The sequence below is a fragment of the Serratia proteamaculans genome, from assembly GCF_946227095.1.
Lineage (GTDB): Bacteria > Pseudomonadota > Gammaproteobacteria > Enterobacterales > Enterobacteriaceae > Serratia > Serratia proteamaculans_E.
Genome location: NZ_CAMISV010000002.1, coordinates 159220 through 176188, shown reverse-complemented (window position 1 = coordinate 176188; position 16969 = coordinate 159220). Strand labels below are relative to the sequence as shown.

Here is a 16969-nt window from a genome sequence, read left to right as displayed (position 1 = left end):
AGCGGTCAAACGAATGACCGAGTTAGTGCCTTTTAGGTAGACCCGGAGGGTTATCCCGTTTTTTGGCGAGGGCTTCTTAGGGGGAGCCCTCGCCTTTTTTTACACTTTAGCCAATGCGGGTTACTCAACCTCATGGCTACGTTGGTAAAACACGTAGTTTTCCTGTGCCAGGCTATTTTTAACTCTGAAACGCCACACCAACGCCAGAGCGATAAACCACAGCGGCATGCTGCACAGCGCAATCAGCGTATCTCGGTCAAACACCATCAGCACCAGCGTGAAAGCAAAGAACACCAACGTCAGCCAGGTCATTATCACCCCGCCCGGCATCTTGAAGGTAGAACGCGCGTGCAGCTCGGGCCGTTGCTTGCGGTACACCAGATAGGCCACCAGGATCATGCCCCAGCTGTAAACCACCAGTATCGCCGCCACGGTCGAGACAATGGTAAACAGTGTCATGACATCCGGCATCAGGATCAACAGCATGGTTCCCACCACCATACAAAAGCAGGAGAACATCAGGCTGCGGATCGGAATCGCCGTGGTGCGGGACAGTATTTTGAACTGCCCGTGGGCGTGTTTCTCCATCGACAGGCCATACAGCATGCGGGTACTGGAATAAACGCCGCTATTGGCCGAAGACATCGCCGAGGTCAACGCCACAAAGTTAATCACCGCCGCCGCCGCGGGCAAACCGGCCTGGTCGAACAACATGACGAAAGGGCTGCTGTCCGGTGAGACATGGCTCCATGAGGTTACGGCGATAATCGCCAGCATTGAGAACACGTAGAAGATGATAATCCGCACCGGGATAACGTTGATGGCTTTCGGCAGAACCTTTTGCGGATCCTTGGTTTCGGCCGACATGGTGCCCAGCAGCTCGATACCGGTGCAGGAGAAAATGGCAATCTGGAAGCCGGCAAAGAAACCGAAAATACCGTGCGGCATAAAGATATTGGGGTTGGTGATATTGCTCACCGAAGCTTTAACGCCGTCCGGCGAGGTCCAGCCGATAAACACCATCCAGGCCCCGGTCAGGATCAACGCAATAATGGCTATCACCTTGATGATGGCAAACCAAAATTCCGCCTCGCCGAACATCTTCACCGACAGCATATTAAACAAACACAGCAGGCCCAGGGTCAGTAACGCCGGTAGCCAGGGGGAAACCTCGGGGTACCAATACTGCACGTAACCACCGCATACCACCACGTCGGCGATACAGGTCACTACCCAGCTCAACCAGTAGGACCAGCCGAGAAAAAAGCTGGCTTTGGGCCCCAGGTATTCGGAGACAAAATCGGCAAACGAGCGGTAGTCGAGCTTGGTCAGCAATAACTCCCCCATCGCTCGCATCACCATAAACATAAAGAAGCCGACAATCACATAGGTCAAAACAATAGAGGTGCCGGAAAGCGCAATGGTTTTGCCCGAGCCCATAAACAACCCGGTACCAATCGCACCACCAATGGAAATAAGTTGAATATGGCGTTCGCTCAGGCCACGTTGCAATGTTTGGGCGCAGTCGTGCCCCTCGGTTGAAGGAGTATTCAACCGATGTTGCTTACTTTTTGTCATGGTGTTACCTGTCCGTCATTAAGGCGATTAAGCAGCCCGTTACCGCTGCAGCAGGAGTGAAACGCCGTTGGCGTTCTACCGGCAAAAAAGAAATTCAGGCCAAACGCTGCCCGCCCTTTTGTTAAAGGGAAGTAAATACCTGTACGTCTCAGAAAACGACGGGTCGAACTGAGCGGTAGTCCACATTGAACATGCGAAGCATGAACGTGGAAATTAAAGGTCTTTATATCAGTGGGTTGTGATTATTCCCGGTTAAGAAAAAAACGCGACCAACGCAGATTTAACATGAATTTAACTCTGGCGTCAGGAAACGGCATTGTCAACACGACACTTAAATAAAATGAAACTTTTTGATCACATTCAAGCTTCTGAAAAATAGATAAAAACGAGTTTTATGCATTTTTTATGCATAAAGAATGCTTACTCCGCGCAACCTCCAAACAAAAGTAATTAACTATTCATTTTTACCCCTCAAAACCGGCTGGAAACCGGCCCGCAGCCCGATGAGGGGGGGCTAACAAGCCGCGTTTTTAATGGTAAATTTAGCGTCGCAAAAGTGTTATGCACTTAGTAATCCACGGTTAAACAAAATAAATACCTCTATATAAAAAAGGTTGGTTATGGAAAAGCTATCCTACGCTTCAGAAAGCAGCACAACGGCCTGGGCCACCTATCTGCAACAAATCGACCGCGTTGCACCTTACCTGGGTGAGCTGTCGCGTTGGGTTGATACCCTGCGTCACCCTAAGCGTGCGCTGATCGTTGATATCCCACTGCAGATGGACGACGGTTCAATCCGCCATTTCGAAGGCTTCCGCGTTCAGCACAACCTGTCACGCGGCCCGGGTAAAGGCGGCATCCGTTATCACCCGGACGTTGATCTCGATGAAGTCATGGCGCTGTCAGCCTGGATGACCATCAAATGTGCGGCAGTCAACCTGCCCTACGGTGGTGCCAAGGGGGGGATCCGCGTCGATCCTTTCAAACTGTCTGAAGGCGAGCTGGAAAGATTGACCCGTCGCTACACCAGCGAAATCGGTTTTATCATCGGGCCACAGAAAGATATCCCGGCACCGGACGTCGGTACCAACTCCAAAGTGATGGCCTGGATGATGGATACCTACTCCATGAACCACGGCACCACTATCACCGGCGTAGTGACCGGTAAGCCTATTCATCTGGGCGGTTCTCTGGGTCGTGAGAAAGCAACCGGTCGCGGTGTGTTCGTGACGGGCTGTGAAGTGGCGAAACGTCTGGGCGTACAAATCGAAGGTGCCAAAGTTGCGGTTCAAGGCTTTGGTAACGTGGGCAGCGAAGCCGCCCGCCTGTTTGTGGGCATCGGCGCACGTGTGGTGGTGATTCAGGACCACTCCGCGACCCTGTTCAATGCCAACGGCATCGATCTGGCTGCACTGACCGAATGGCAAGCCAAGAACAAGATGATTGCCGGCTTCCCTGGCGCCAGCGAAATCGAAAGCGAAGCTTTCTGGTCCGTTGACATGGATATCCTGATCCCAGCGGCGCTGGAAGGTCAGATTACCCGTCAACGCGCAGAAATCCTCAGCGCCAAACTGGTTCTGGAAGGCGCTAACGGCCCAACCTACCCAGATGCGGACGACGTGCTGCGTTCACGCAACATCACCGTAGTACCTGACGTAATCTGTAACGCCGGCGGCGTGACCGTCAGTTACTTCGAGTGGGTACAGGACATGGCCAGCTACTTCTGGAGCGAAAGTGAGATCAACGAGCGTATGGACAAGATCATGACCGACGCTATGGTTCACGTTTGGAACAAGGCCGAAGAGAAAGAGTGCAGCCTGCGCACAGCGGCTTATATCGTCGCCTGTGAGCGTATCCTGACCGCACGTAAAGAGCGTGGCATTTACCCAGGTTAATGCGTTATCCCTCCCGGCTTGCACCGCAGGCCGGGAGTATTTTCAAGTGATCCTTTTAGCGCAGCAGCCGCTTCATCACCTTGCCGGTACTGGTCATCGGTAACCGTTCGACAAATTCAACAATACGCGGATATTTGAACGCTGCCAGCCGCTCTTTTGTCCAGGTTATCAACTGCTCTTCAGTCACCGTTTCATCCACATCCTTTAACACCACCACCGCTTTGATCTCTTCGCCAAGTGACGGATGCGGTACACCAATCACTGCCACCAATGACACCGCCGGATGACGGATCATCAGTTCTTCAACTTCACGCGGGTAGACGTTAAATCCGCCGCGGATAATCACATCTTTCGATCTGTCGACGATAAAATAGAAGCCATCGGCATCACGGCGTGCCAGGTCACCGGTTCTGAACCAACCCTTTTCCAGCACCTCGGCCGTCGCTTCCGGGCGGTTAAGGTAGCCTTTCATCACGTTGTGGCCACGCACCGCAATCTCACCAACCTGATCTATCTCCGTCAGTGTTTTACCGGTGACATCAACCAGACGAACTTCAATGCCCCAAATGGGCTGGCCAATAGAGCCCACTTTATTGACCCGCCCCGGGTGGTTAAAGGTTGCAACCGGGCTGGTTTCCGATAAGCCGTAACCTTCCAGAATATTCACGCCGAAGCGCTGGGCAAAGTCCTCGATAATTTGCACGGGTAAACTGGCGCCACCGGATACCGCCATGCGCAGGTTTTTGCGTAACAGAACAAGGTCCGCAGTGTCATCCAGCGCGTTCAGTAACGCCCAGTACATGGTGGGCACCCCGGCAAAAAAGGTGATGGCGTGTTTTTGCATCAGCGCGATGGCCTGCTTCGCATCAAAACGCGGCACCAGAACCAGCGTCGCCGCCAGGGCAAAACCGGCATTCATCTGTACGGTGGAACCAAAAGTATGGAATAGCGGCAGCGTCACCAAATGGCGATCGGGCTGTTCGACCGAGCTATTGAACAACTGTACCGAACCTAGCGCGTTCAGCACCAGGTTGGCGTGCGTCAGTTCGGCCCCCTTGGCGCGGCCAGTGGTCCCGCTGGTGTAAAGGATTACGGCGGTGTCAGACTCCAGCGTAGTGGCACTGTCAAAATCGGTGGGCTGGGTGCTGATAACCTGGCTGAAACGGTCACCTGCCAGCGGCAGGCTGTCGCCGATAATGATAAAATCACGACACTGCTCTGCAGTATCAAATGCACGTTGCGCCTCTTCCCCCAGCGTTAATCCGTTACCGCCCTCAAAGCAAAAGAAGAGCACCGCCTGTGAATCCTGCAGATAGTATTCAAACTCCCCCGCCTTTAACAATGTGTTCAGCGGCACCACCACCGCACCGGCTTTTAGCACGCCATAATAGATAGCCGGGAATTCCCAAATATTGGGGCAGGCCAGCGCCACCCTTTCGCCCGGTTGCACTCCCCGGGCAATCAGTAGGTTGGCGACCTGGTTGGCCCGTTGATTCAGCGTGGCGTAGTTAAACTGAGTCTCCTCCTGCACCAACGCCAGACGGTCCGGAAATGAACGCGCACTCTCTTCAAGCAATGTAGCCAGATTTAGCATGGGTTTTTCTCGAAAGCAGAGACCGGGCAAGCCCGGTGAGTCATCGACTGAGATACTGCGCTACCTCGCTGAGGTTGCTCTCCCTGAACAGCCTGAGGCGAAAAAGCCACGGCAAGGAAAAGTATAGACCAGGTCATACCAGTGTACAGGTTCGCGTTCCACCGCTCGATCGACTATATGTTAGGGATCATTCCCCCTCCGGAGAGCCCCTGATGAGCAAAAAAAAGATCCTGATGTTGGTCGGCGATTACGCCGAAGATTATGAAACCATGGTGCCGTTCCAGGCGTTGCAAATGATTGGCCACCAGGTGGATGCGGTATGTCCCGATAAGGTCAAAGGTGACTACATCATGACCGCCATCCATGATTTTGATGGTGCGCAGACCTACAGCGAAAAACCCGGCCACCGCTTCACCCTCAACGCGGACTTTGCGGCAGCAAAAGAAGAAAACTATGACGCCCTGTTGATCCCCGGCGGCAGAGCGCCCGAGTATCTGCGCCTCAACCCACAGGTCATCAAGCTGGTGCAGGCCTTTGACGCGGCACGCAAGCCGATCGCCGCCGTCTGTCACGGCCCACAGCTGCTGGCCGCCGCTGGCGTGTTGAAAGGCAGAACCTGCAGCGCCTACCCGGCCTGCGCCCCCGAAGTACAATTGGCTGACGGGCACTTTGCCGACATCGGTATCGATCAGGCCCACGTCGATGGCAATCTGGTCACCGCCCCGGCGTGGCCGGCACACCCACAATGGCTGGCGAAATTTGCTGAGCTGCTGGCGGAATAGCAGCATTAAAAGGCCCGCAATCACTCTGCGGGCCGGAAACTTATTTTGATGTTGTGATGACTCTCACACAATTAATTTAACAGATAGCGAATTGCTTACCTTGAATGTCACAGCATCATTTTAATTGCTCCATCAGAAAATGGATATCATAGAGCCAACGTTTGGCACGGGCGGATCGTACCAGCATATAAACATACAGCGGTCGGATCCTTTCCATTTCAAGATCCCAATGATCTCCACGTCGAGATGATGGGGAAAATAAGGACGCCGACCTGGGCTCCTGACGGAAATACAATTCATGATTGTAATTACTGCTGTCGATTCGAAAGGCATCGAAGTAGCCACACATCAACGTCTCCGACCTGGGTAAAGACAGGTTTAGCTCTTTATTTATTTCTGTATTAAGCGTCACGTCTATCCCTCTCTTAAGGAGGCTGGGCGCGTTATACTTATTAACCACCGAAATAACCTGTTGCTGAATATCACTATCCATTTCAACCTCAATATATTTGGCCGCGGGAATGATGCGATAACATTCAGACCCTGCTTCCGGTGGCGAGTTCTGCCACTGGTGGCTATTTTCCTTTTCTTTACACTTTCACCACAGAATGAATATAAAAATACGCAGAGTGTTGCCACCACCCTGCGTAATAAGATTATTACTTGCGGTCAATTTTATTGTGTCAGGGAGCTATTATTGGCAATGACGCCATCGCCCTGCTTCTCCGCCGTAATACCGCCACCCAGCACCTTATACAGCGTAATCAGGTTTTGATACTCGGTTTGTTGAGTAGTAATTAACGACTGACGGGCGGTATACAGCGTTCGCTGCGCGTCCAGCATCACCAGATAGGTATCCACCCCATGGCGATAACGCAGTTCTGCCAAGCGATAATACTCCTGCGAGGCTGCCACATAGCCGGTTTGCGCCGCGAGTTGTTCCTGGATAGTCCCTTTGCGGGCCAATGCGTCGGCCGTCTCTTGGAATGCCGTCTGCACCGCTTTCTCGTAGGTGGCGGCGTAAAGGTCTTTCTGCGCCTTGGTGTAGTTCAACTGGGCGGTGTTATAGCCACCGGTGAAAATCGGCAGGCTAATACTCGGTGCAAATGACCAGACCCCCGCCCCCTTACTGAACAGCGATGACAGTTCCCCGCTGCCTATTCCGCCACTGGCGGTCAGGCTGATTGACGGGAAGAACGCTGCACGGGCGGAACCGATGTTGGCGTTGGCCGCCTTCAGGTTATGTTCAGCCTCCAGCACGTCCGGCCGGTTCAGCAGCACCTGCGAAGACACATTTGCCGGCAGCTCTTTCATCATACCGGACAGCGCCGCGATATCCGTGGGTAACAGGTTCTCCGGCACGCCTTGCCCCACCACCAGATCCAGCGCATTTTTCGCCTGTGCGACGCTGGTGGTGTAGCTGGCCACATCCGAACGCGCCTGCTGATATACCGTGTCCGCCGAGGCCACATCGACCATCGACAAGATGCCGTTTTGCTGATTTTTGCGCGTCACGTCGAGCGACAATTTGGCGCTTTCCATGGTGCCTTTGGCGGCGGCCAGGTTGCTGCGCTCGGCCGCCACGTTCACCCAATCGGTCACGATATCGGCGATCAGCGTCAGGCGGGTGCTTTTTGCCGCCTCCGACTCGGCCAGATAGGTTTCAAAAGTCGAGCGCGACAGGCTACGGTTCTTGCCGAACAAGTCCAGCTCAAACGCGCTGGTGCCGGCCGTGGCTTCATAGCTCTGGCTGATCGCCGTGGCGTTACCGTTACCGGTCAGTGCCCGGCCACGACTGCCGTCCACACCGGCGTTAATGGTGGGGAACAGATCGGAACGCTGCTCGCCATAGAGCGCTCTTGCCGATTCAATATTGGCAATGGCCTCCCGCAGGTCACGGCTGCTGCTCAGCCCCATCTCGACCACCTGCCGCAGTTTGGCATCGACCACATAGTCGTGCCAGGGAATATCCGGGTAACTCAATGACAACTTACCGGAGGGCACAGCATAAGCCGCCCCCTGGGGCAACGTGGAAGGTACCGGTGCCTGTGGACGCTGATAGTCCGGATCCAGCGAGAGACATCCCGTCAGCAATAACGGAAAGGTTAGAGTGATTAAACGTTGCAGCACATTATTCTCCTGCCTGTGGCGCCGTATTTTCTGTCGGTTTGGCGGCGGTGGTTTTACGTGAAAACATCCGGCGTACCAAGACGTAGAACAAAGGAACAAAGAAGATCGCCAGTATCGTTGCCGTGATGGTGCCGCCAATGATCCCGGTGCCGATGGCGATACGGCTGTTGGCCCCGGCACCGCTGGATACCGCCAGCGGTAACACACCGGCGGTAAACGCCAGTGAGGTCATCAGAATCGGCCGCAAACGCATGCGGGAGGCCTCGACCGCCGCGGCGATTAGCGTTTCGCCCCGCTGGTATTTCTCTTCGGCGAATTCGACGATCAGAATGGCGTTCTTGGCTGACAGGCCGATGATGGTTAACAGCGCCACCTGGAAGTAAATATCGTTTTCCAGGCCACGCAGGGTGATCGCCAACAGCGAGCCGACCACGCCCATCGGCACCACCATCATCACCGCAAACGGAATTGACCAGCTCTCGTACAGCGCGGCCAGGCACAGGAATACCACCACCAGTGAAATGGCATACAGCGAGGCTGCCTGCCCGCTGGTCAGGCGCTCCTGATAAGACAGCCCGCTCCAGGAGAAGCTGCTGGCGGAGGAGTATTTCGCCGCCAGTTTTTCCATCTCATCCATCGCCGTACCAGAACTGGCACCGGCTGCACCCTCACCGGTGATCTCAAACGATGACAGACCGTTGTAGCGTGACAAGTTTTCCGGCCCGTAGATCCAGTGGGAAGAGGCAAAGGCCGAGAACGGTGTCATGCTGGTGCCCGAGCTGCTAGAGGTGCCACTCACAAACCATTTATCGAGATCTTCCGGCTTTGAACGGTATTCCACATCACCCTGCATATAGACTTTTTTCACCCGGTTACGGTCGATAAAGTCGTTGATATAGGTGCTGCCAAATGCGCTGGTGAGTGTGCTGCTGACGTCGCTGGCGCTCAGCCCTAACGCCTGCAGTTTGCTATTGTCGATCTCCACCTGCAGTTGTGGGGTGTCAGGTAAGGTATTGGCGCGCACCGCACTCAGGCTCGAATTTTCCCCCGCCGCCGCGATAATCTGATCGCGCATCACCTGTAACTCCGCACGGGTGGTCGCCCCCTTGGCTTGCAGTTCGAAGGTGAAACCGTCGGACTGGCCAAAGCCATCAATCGCCGGTGGGCTCATCGAGAACACCTGGGCGTCGCGGATCTTGGCGAAGTGCGCCATCGCACGTTTGGCAATTGCATCGGCGTTATTGGCACTGCCGGCGCGCAGACTCCAGTCTTTCAGGCTGACGAAGGCCATACCGGCGTTTTGTCCGCTGCCGCTGAAACCAAAACCGTTAATGGTGAAGATAGTACTGACGTTGGCCTTCTCGTCGTTGAGGAAGTAATCCTTCACCTCGTCGCTGACCGCCGAGGTACGGGCATTGGTCGCCCCGGCCGGCAGCGTGTACTGCACCATCACCACGCCCTGATCTTCATTGGGCAAGAAGCCGGTCGGCAGCCGCATGTACATCACGGCGGCGGCAATCAGCAACAGGCCGTATAGCAACAGATAGCGCATCGGGCTGTGGATCACCCGGCCGACCTTGTCGGCATACTTCTCCTGCAAGCGGTTATAACCACGGTTAAATTTACCCAGCAGGCCTTTGTTAGTCAGCTCCCCGTGTGCGGGTTTCAGCAAGGTGGCGCACAGCGCCGGTGCCAGCGTCAACGCCAGGATCACCGACAGCACCATAGAAGCCACGATAGTCACCGAGAACTGGCGGTAGATCACCCCGGTGGAACCGCCGAAGAACGCCATCGGCAGAAACACCGCCGACAGCACCAGGGCAATGCCCACCAGTGCGCCGGTGATCTCCTTCATCGACTTTTCTGTCGCCTCGCGCGGCGGCAGTTTATCTTCCCGCATAACCCGCTCGACGTTCTCCACCACCACAATGGCATCATCCACCAACAGCCCAATCGCCAACACCATGCCAAACAGCGTCAGGGTGTTGATCGAATAGCCGAAGGCAGCGAGTACGCCAAAGGTCCCCAGCAGTACCACCGGCACGGTAATGGTCGGGATCAGCGTGGTGCGCAAATTCTGCAGGAACACAAACATCACGATCACTACCAACACCACCGCCTCGACCAAGGTTTTCACTACTTCTTCGATCGAGATATTAATAAAGTCGGTGCTGTCTTTCGGATAGGCCACCTTGTAACCGTTTGGCATCGAGCTTTGGTATTCCGCCACCTTGGCCTTGACCAGTTTGGCGGTATTCAGCGCGTTAGCCCCGGCGGCCAGTTTGACCGCAATACCTGATGCCGGATGGCCATTCAAGCGGGCACTGGAGGAGTAATCCTCATTGCCCAACTCAACCCGCGCCACATCACCCAGACGCACCAGGGCCCCGCTACTGTCACTTTTCAGAATGATATTGCGGAACTGCTCCGGCGTTTGCAGCCGCGACTGCGCCTTCACCGTGGCGGTCAATTGCTGATCGGCGCCAGACGGCAAATCGCCAACCTTACCGGCGGAAACCTGGGTATTTTGCGCCTCAACCGCCGTTTCGACATCGGACGGCATCAGTGAATAGGACGCCAGTTTGGTCGGGTTCAGCCAGATGCGCATCGCGTATTCTGACCCGAATACCTGTACGTCACCGACACCGTCGATGCGCGACAGCGGATCCTGAATATTACTCACCAGATAGTCGGATATGTCCGCCATACTGGCCTTGTCAGTTTCGTCATACAGCCCGACGATCAGCAAAAAGCTGCTCTGGGATTTCTTGACCGTCACCCCTTGCGCCGTCACCTCGGTCGGCAAACGGCTTTCCGCCTGCTGTACCTTGTTTTGCACCTGTACCTGAGCGATATCCGGGTCAGTGCCCTGATCAAAGGTGACATTGATGCTCACCGAGCCGTCAGAGCTGCTGGTCGCCGAGAAATAAAGTAGCCCGTCCAGGCCGGTCAGCTGCTGCTCGATCACCTGGGTAACGCTGTTTTCCAGAGTCTCCGCATCGGCCCCTGGATAGGTGGCGGAAATGGAAATCTGCGGTGGCGAAACGTCCGGATATTGCGAAATAGGCAGCGAGTTGATCGACATCAGGCCGCACAGCATGATGATGATCGCAATCACCCAGGCAAATACCGGGCGACGGATAAAGAACTGCGCCATGGTTACTGCTCCCCGCCGTTAACTGCGGCGCTATCCGCCGTTTCTTTCACCTCAACCGCCTTGACCTCAACGCCGGCAGCCACCTTATTGGTGCCTTCGACGATCAACCGATCGCCGGCATTCAAGCCTTTGCTGACCAGCCAGTGGTTGCCGATAACCTGCTCGGTGGTGACCGTGCGTTGCTCCACCTTGTTTTGCGCGTTAACCACCAGTGCGGTCGCTTCGCCCTTGGCATTGCGGGTAATGCCTTGCTGCGGCGCCAAAATCCCTTTGGGGTCGACACCGTTGTCTACCCTGGCGTGCACATACATTCCCGGCAGTAATTCATGCTCAGGGTTAGGGAACACGGCGCGCAGCGTGACGGAACCGGTAGACTCGTCCACCGACACTTCCGTCAGCTCCAGCTTGCCAGGGTGGGTATAGGGCGTGCCGTCTTCGAGGTTGATCGCCACTGGCGTGACATCGTCACGTTGCAACGAAGCTTGCTGTTTGCGCAGCTTAAGCAGTTGGCTGCTGGACTGGGTGAGATCGACATAGACCGGATCGAGCGCACGAATGGTCGCCAGAGCATCGGTCTGGCTGGCGGTCACCAGCGCCCCCGGCGTGACCGAAGAGATACCGATACGGCCGGAAATCGGCGCGCGCACCTGGGTATAGGCGAGATTGATTTTAGTGGTTTCCAGCGCCGCCTGATACTGCGCGACGGCGGCTACCGCTTCCAGATAGGTCGCCATGGCATCATCCGCATCCTGTTTGGAAACGCCATTTTCTTTCACCAGCGCGGCATAGCGCTGAGCCTTCAGACGGCTTGAATTGACCGTGGCCTGGGCACTTTTCAACTGGGCGGCGGCCTGATCGTAACTGGCCTGGTAGGTCGCGGGGTCGATTTGATACAACACCTGACCCGCTTTAACCTCGGCACCTTCGGTAAACAGGCGTTTTTTGATGATGCCCTCCACCTGCGGACGAACATCTGAGGTCATGGTGGCGTTTACCCGCCCCGTCAGGTCACTGCTCAGCGTGACCGCTTGCGGCTGCAGCGTTGCCACACCCACCTCCTGCACGCTGCCTGCCCCGGTAGTTGCACTACCGGTTTGGCCATCACAGGCGGCCAGCAACAGCGACAGGCTGACCAGTAAAACCTTTTTCCTTTGCATCAACTTTCCATCCTATTGAGAACGTTTATTCTCAATATATAGAAAGCGATGTTTTTAGTCTGACAGGGTAACGTAAGGATTGAGTAAAAGTGCACCACAGAGCATGAGGAGAGCCGGTACGCACTCCTTTCTCGCACCGGCTCAGGGTTACTTCTTGCGCAGAGGCACGTCTTTCAACAGCCAGGTCAGTGCAAAGGCCAGCGCCATCACCCCAGCCGCAATCTGATACACCGAGTGGATCGCCCCACCGAAGGCCAGTAAATAGTCACGTTGCAGTTCCGCCGGCAGATGGTGCACGGCATCGGCGCCCAGTGAACGAGGCAGCTCCGCACCTTCCGGCAGCAAGGTGGTCAGGCGACTGTGCAGCACATTGGTAAAGATCGCGCCGAACACCGCCACGCCGATAGAACCGCCTATCGAACGGAACAGCGTAGCGCTGGAGGTCGCGACCCCCATATGTTTTGGCTCAACGCTATTTTGCGCCGCCAGGATCATCACCTGCATCACCATACCCAGTCCCAACCCCAGCAGGCTGATGTAGACGTACAGCAAATGCACCGGGGTCGTGTTTTTCAGCGTCCCCAACAACACCATCCCTGCCAGAGCACACAGGGTGCCAATAATCGGGAAAATACGGTATTTACCGCGCTTGCTGATTAACCGACCGCTGACGATCGAGCTGAGCATGATCCCTCCCATCAGCGGCAGCAGTTGCATCCCGGCCTGGGTCGGCGTTGAGTCCTTCACCACCTGCAAATACAGTGGCAGGAAGGTCACCGAACCAAACAGCGACATGCCAACGATAAAACCGATCAGCGCACAGAGCACAAAGGTCCGGTTGCGAAACAGCCCGAGCGGAATGATCGGCTCGCTCGCCAGCCGTTCTTCGTAGATAAAACCGCCCAACGACACCAACGCAAAGGCCAAAATGCACCACAGTTGGCCATCCGACCAGGCCATGACCGTACCGCCCTGGCTGGTAAACAGGATGATGCAGGTCAACGCGGCAGCCAGATAACTGGCTCCCAGAAAGTCAATTTCGTGCTTCACCCGGTTAACCTTGGACTGGAACACCGCGCCGATCACCAACAGCGCGAAGATCCCCAGCGGCAGGTTGATATAGAAGATCCAACGCCAGGAGAAATGTTGTACCAGCACCCCGCCGATCAGCGGACCGACTACCGTCGCCAGGCCAAACACCCCGCCAAACAGCCCCTGATAGCGCCCGCGATCGGCCGGTGGAATAACATCACCGACCACCGCCATGGTCACCACCAGTAAGCCACCGCCGCCCAGTCCCTGCAGCGCACGCATCAGGATCAATTGGGTCATGTTTTGCGCCAGCCCGCATAACACCGAGCCGAGTAAAAACACCACAATGGCGATCTGCAGCACGATCTTGCGACCGAATAGATCGCCGAACTTGCCATACAGCGGCACCACAATGGTCGACGCCAACAGATAGGCGGTCACTACCCACGATAGATTCTCCAGGCCACCGAATTCGCCAACGATGGTTGGCAGCGCGGTGGAGACAATGGTCTGATCGAGCGCTGCCAGCAGCATCACCAGCAGCAGCGCGGAGAACAGCAAACGGATCGAGGGTGCCTGCTCGGACGCCCTGCCGTTTTCTTCGATGCCTGCCAGGTTATCAATACCCATTTAGCTGAGCCTGCTTGTAATTAATTAATCGAGTAATTAATATATGAGTTATTCATTTCTCAGGTCAATGGATCTCACCGCGATGACAGCACAAAACGTTCAAAAACCGCGCCGCCCCGGTCGCCCTAGCGGCAGCGCTAATGGCGCAGAAAAACGCGAGCACCTGCTCAACACGGCGCTAAATATGTTTGCCCGTCAAGGCATTGCCGATACTTCGTTGAACGCCATCGCCCGTGAGGCCGGTGTTACTCCAGCCATGCTGCACTACTACTTTCACAACCGTGAACAGTTGTTGGATGTGCTGATCGACGAACGTTTCCTGCCGGTGAGGCTCGCTGCCAGCAGCGTTTTTGACGCCAATGCGGACGATCCGGTGGCTGCCATTACCCAACTGGCGCAGCGGTTTATCGATATATCCAGCGATCATCCGTGGTTTCCCCCGCTGTGGCTGCGTGAGGTGATGAGTGATAACGGCGTATTGAAGCAGCGCATGAACGAGCGTTTTGGTGATATCCAGCGTAAATCTGCACTGCAATCGATCATCCGTTGGCAGGCGGAAGGCAAACTGCATGCCGGGCTGGAGCCCTCGTTATTGTTTATCACCCTGTTTGGCATGACGTTACTGCCGTTGGCCACCGCGCCCAAATGGCAGCGTGATGACAGCAACCCATTGAGCGCCGATGTCATCGCCCGCCACGCCATTACGCTGCTGACCCACGGCCTGGGACCGTTGGCCAAGTGATTTTTTTGTTTTTGAGATTTACGCTGGGGGGAGGCAGAGCCAAAGCTGGCCCTGCCTACTGGCGGATTTAAACGGCCGGCAGTTGGTTGGTGACACAGTGAATACCGCCGCCGCCAGCGGCGATGGCATCAATATCCAATTGCACCACTTCACGATCCGGATAAAGCTCGTTTAATAATCGCAACGCTTCAGCATCTGCCTCTGGGTCGCCAAACTCAGGGGCGATGACCGCACCGTTGATCACAAAGTAATTGATGTATCCCGCAGCAAAATCCGGGTTCCCTTTACTGAAACGGCTGCGACGCGGTTCCATCGGCGGTGACATGGTGTGCACCTGTAACTTGCGGCCATCGGCATCGGTCGCTTGTTTGAGGATCGCCAAATGCGCCTGAGTGACTTTATGGTCGTAAGAGTCAGGATCGGTGTCCAGATTGGCCACCACCACTCCCGGGCTGGCAAAACGGGCGTAGAAATCGACGTGGGCATCGGTAATATCCTTACCTTTAATCCCCGGCAGCCAGATGATTTTGCGCAGGCCGAGCATCTCCTTCAACTCTTGTTCTACCCGGTCACGACTCCAGCCTGGGTTGCGGTTATTGTTGACCCAACTGCTTTCGGTCATGATACCGGTGCCATGACCATCCACTTCTATGCCGCCGCCTTCGCCTACCAGGCCGCTGCACCGTATATTGGCGACGCCGTAATGATTAGCTTCAAACGCCGCCAGACGCGCATCATAGGTGTGCTGCTGTTTGTTGCCCCAGCCGTTAAAGTTAAAGTCCACGGCCCCCAGTTTGCCCGTATCGTTGATGACAAAATTGGCGCCAATATCACGCATCCAAATATCATCGAGTTCGGTAACAATATAGGTCACATTGTGGCTGCCGCATTTCTCCTCAGCCAACCGGCGTTCACTCTCTCGGCAAAACACCGTTAACGGCTGATATTGAGCAATGGCGCGAGCTATCCGTCCCAGGGCGCTCTGCACACCCGAAGTATAATCAGCCCAAATAGCCCGTTGGGCCCCGAAGGCGATAAACGCACGTTGTTGCTCCTCGCCTTCATCCGGCATGCGCCAGCCTTCTCCGCGCACGGCTTGCGCTGCATGGGCAGGTAACGTCAGCCCCATGGATGCCGTTAGGCTCATGCCGGCAATCAGGGATGCCTGCTTAATAAATTCACGACGCGTTGACATGGTTTGCTCCTGTATTGCCGTCATTGAAATAAGGTATTCTGTTCAGTGAAAGACGGCGTGATTTCGATGTAATACATGTTAAGGCTTCCAGTGCGGTCATAACAAACGATACATTTAGCGGACACCTGATTAGATAGGCTTATCAATAATGCTAAAGCACTGGCCCCCAATGAACGCGTTACGCGGTTTTGAAGCCGCAGCCCGCTTGGGCAGTTTCCACCAGGCCGCCGATGAACTGCACCTCACTCAGTCAGCCATCAGTCAACAGATACGCAGCCTGGAAGCCTTTCTGGAACAACCCTTGTTTTTTCGCAGTGGTCGCAGCGTCAGCCTGACCGATGCCGGGCACGATCTCTACAGCACCGCCCAGGTGATGCTGCAACAATTAGCGGTCGGCATCCGCCGTCTGGAGCAATACCGCAAACCTAACCAACTGATCGTCAACACCACTCCGGCGTTTGCCCGCCACTGGCTGGTGCCACGCCTGAAGAGCTTTAATCGGCTGCACCCGGATATCGATCTTTGGCTGTTCACCAGCTTTGATCCCCCGGATATGGTGACGGAAACCGTCGATCTGGCGATCCGTGACGACCTCAGCGCGCAGGCTGAATGCAGCTTCCAAATACTGCATCAGGATCGGCTCTATCCGGCTTGCCATCCTGACCTGCTAAAACTTGACGCTGAGCACCGCACCACCCTGCACGGCGAGCGTGAGATGGACTGGAGTCATTGGGCCGTTCAGGGCGGCGTCAATCTGGGGCAAAGCAGCCATGGATTGAATTTCTCAGACCCGGGCCTGTTATTGGACGCCGCCTGCGACGGCCTGGGCATCGCGCTGGTCAGCCAATTGCTGGCACAGCAGGCGCTGGCAAAAGGGGTGTTGCAACCGCTGACGGAACAAAGTGTGCGCGGCCCCCACTGGGCCTGGCTTGTCCACCGTGACAGTGAAAGCAGCCCGCATACTCGGCAGTTTTGTGAGTGGTTGCTAACTCAATTGCCGCCGCCAATTTAACGTTCCAGCTCACGGATCCATGCGGCAGATAAAGCAGGTCGGATTGAGCGGTGCTACCTTCAATC

At 55.5% G+C, this 16969-nt stretch carries 12 protein-coding genes; 4 read left to right on the top strand and 8 right to left on the bottom strand.

Going from position 1 to position 16969, the window contains the following annotated elements; translation table 11 throughout:
• Nucleotides 1-120 precede the first annotated feature (120 nt).
• Nucleotides 121-1578: an amino acid permease gene (locus tag OC597_RS04500; protein ID WP_262207715.1), complete on the bottom strand. Its 1458-nt coding sequence runs from the start codon at nucleotides 1576-1578 to the stop codon at nucleotides 121-123.
• Between the two features lie 620 nt (nucleotides 1579-2198).
• Here OC597_RS04500 and OC597_RS04495 point away from each other — a divergent pair.
• Nucleotides 2199-3473, top strand: coding sequence for a Glu/Leu/Phe/Val family dehydrogenase (locus OC597_RS04495; RefSeq protein WP_261254241.1), 1275 nt, complete (start codon nucleotides 2199-2201; stop codon nucleotides 3471-3473).
• 55 nt (nucleotides 3474-3528) lie between these two features.
• On the opposite strand, the gene OC597_RS04490 is transcribed toward OC597_RS04495, so the two are convergent.
• The gene (locus tag OC597_RS04490) at nucleotides 3529-5067 is read right to left on the bottom strand and encodes a long-chain-fatty-acid--CoA ligase (protein ID WP_262207714.1); all 1539 of its coding nucleotides are present in this window, start codon (nucleotides 5065-5067) and stop codon (nucleotides 3529-3531) included.
• A gap of 212 nt (nucleotides 5068-5279) precedes the next feature.
• Between OC597_RS04490 and OC597_RS04485 the strand changes: the two genes are divergently transcribed.
• Nucleotides 5280-5849 carry a DJ-1/PfpI family protein gene (locus tag OC597_RS04485; RefSeq protein WP_262207713.1) on the top strand — a complete coding sequence of 190 codons (570 nt, stop codon included), beginning with the start codon at nucleotides 5280-5282 and terminating at the stop codon, nucleotides 5847-5849.
• 115 nt (nucleotides 5850-5964) lie between these two features.
• Here OC597_RS04485 and OC597_RS04480 read toward each other — a convergent pair whose 3' ends face one another.
• The 5 genes from OC597_RS04480 to OC597_RS04460 all read right to left on the bottom strand — a co-directional run bounded on the left by OC597_RS04480 (nucleotide 5965) and on the right by OC597_RS04460 (nucleotide 13955).
• Nucleotides 5965-6342: a DUF1493 family protein gene (locus tag OC597_RS04480; RefSeq protein WP_262207712.1), complete on the bottom strand. Its 378-nt coding sequence runs from the start codon at nucleotides 6340-6342 to the stop codon at nucleotides 5965-5967.
• Nucleotides 6343-6524: 182 nt separating this feature from the next.
• Nucleotides 6525-7979 carry an efflux transporter outer membrane subunit gene (locus tag OC597_RS04475; RefSeq protein ID WP_262207711.1) on the bottom strand — a complete coding sequence of 485 codons (1455 nt, stop codon included), beginning with the start codon at nucleotides 7977-7979 and terminating at the stop codon, nucleotides 6525-6527.
• 1 nt (nucleotide 7980) lies between these two features.
• Nucleotides 7981-11136, bottom strand: coding sequence for an efflux RND transporter permease subunit (locus tag OC597_RS04470; RefSeq protein WP_261463522.1), 3156 nt, complete (start codon nucleotides 11134-11136; stop codon nucleotides 7981-7983).
• A gap of 2 nt (nucleotides 11137-11138) precedes the next feature.
• Entirely contained in the window at nucleotides 11139-12293 is a 1155-nt protein-coding gene (locus tag OC597_RS04465) for an efflux RND transporter periplasmic adaptor subunit (RefSeq protein ID WP_261423940.1), read from the bottom strand.
• Nucleotides 12294-12440: 147 nt separating this feature from the next.
• Nucleotides 12441-13955 (bottom strand): MDR family MFS transporter, encoded by a 1515-nt coding sequence (locus tag OC597_RS04460; RefSeq protein WP_261284638.1) that lies wholly within the window; start codon nucleotides 13953-13955, stop codon nucleotides 12441-12443.
• 43 nt (nucleotides 13956-13998) lie between these two features.
• On the opposite strand from OC597_RS04460, the gene OC597_RS04455 reads away from it, so the two are divergent.
• Nucleotides 13999-14697, top strand: a complete 699-nt coding sequence (locus OC597_RS04455) for a TetR/AcrR family transcriptional regulator (RefSeq protein ID WP_261463520.1) — start codon at nucleotides 13999-14001, stop codon at nucleotides 14695-14697.
• Between the two features lie 67 nt (nucleotides 14698-14764).
• On the opposite strand, the gene OC597_RS04450 is transcribed toward OC597_RS04455, so the two are convergent.
• Nucleotides 14765-15892 (bottom strand): agmatine deiminase family protein, encoded by a 1128-nt coding sequence (locus tag OC597_RS04450; protein WP_262207710.1) that lies wholly within the window; start codon nucleotides 15890-15892, stop codon nucleotides 14765-14767.
• Between the two features lie 148 nt (nucleotides 15893-16040).
• On the opposite strand from OC597_RS04450, the gene OC597_RS04445 reads away from it, so the two are divergent.
• On the top strand, nucleotides 16041-16904 hold the full coding sequence (locus OC597_RS04445) for a LysR substrate-binding domain-containing protein (RefSeq protein ID WP_261423942.1): 864 nt from the start codon (nucleotides 16041-16043) through the stop codon (nucleotides 16902-16904).
• Nucleotides 16905-16969: the final 65 nt, after the last annotated feature.

Bases quoted from the DNA above. Each gene is read 5' to 3' on its own strand.
- OC597_RS04465 (WP_261423940.1), bottom strand. From the start codon at position 12,293: ATGCAAAGGAAAAAGGTTTTACTGGTCAGCCTGTCGCTGTTGCTGGCC.
- OC597_RS04500 (WP_262207715.1), bottom strand. From the start codon at position 1,578: ATGACAAAAAGTAAGCAACATCGGTTGAATACTCCTTCAACCGAGGGG.
- OC597_RS04495 (WP_261254241.1), top strand. From the start codon at position 2,199: ATGGAAAAGCTATCCTACGCTTCAGAAAGCAGCACAACGGCCTGGGCC.
- OC597_RS04460 (WP_261284638.1), bottom strand. From the start codon at position 13,955: ATGGGTATTGATAACCTGGCAGGCATCGAAGAAAACGGCAGGGCGTCC.
- OC597_RS04455 (WP_261463520.1), top strand. From the start codon at position 13,999: ATGAGTTATTCATTTCTCAGGTCAATGGATCTCACCGCGATGACAGCA.
- OC597_RS04470 (WP_261463522.1), bottom strand. From the start codon at position 11,136: ATGGCGCAGTTCTTTATCCGTCGCCCGGTATTTGCCTGGGTGATTGCG.
- OC597_RS04445 (WP_261423942.1), top strand. From the start codon at position 16,041: ATGCTAAAGCACTGGCCCCCAATGAACGCGTTACGCGGTTTTGAAGCC.
- OC597_RS04480 (WP_262207712.1), bottom strand. From the start codon at position 6,342: ATGGATAGTGATATTCAGCAACAGGTTATTTCGGTGGTTAATAAGTAT.
- OC597_RS04490 (WP_262207714.1), bottom strand. From the start codon at position 5,067: ATGCTAAATCTGGCTACATTGCTTGAAGAGAGTGCGCGTTCATTTCCG.
- OC597_RS04450 (WP_262207710.1), bottom strand. From the start codon at position 15,892: ATGTCAACGCGTCGTGAATTTATTAAGCAGGCATCCCTGATTGCCGGC.
- OC597_RS04485 (WP_262207713.1), top strand. From the start codon at position 5,280: ATGAGCAAAAAAAAGATCCTGATGTTGGTCGGCGATTACGCCGAAGAT.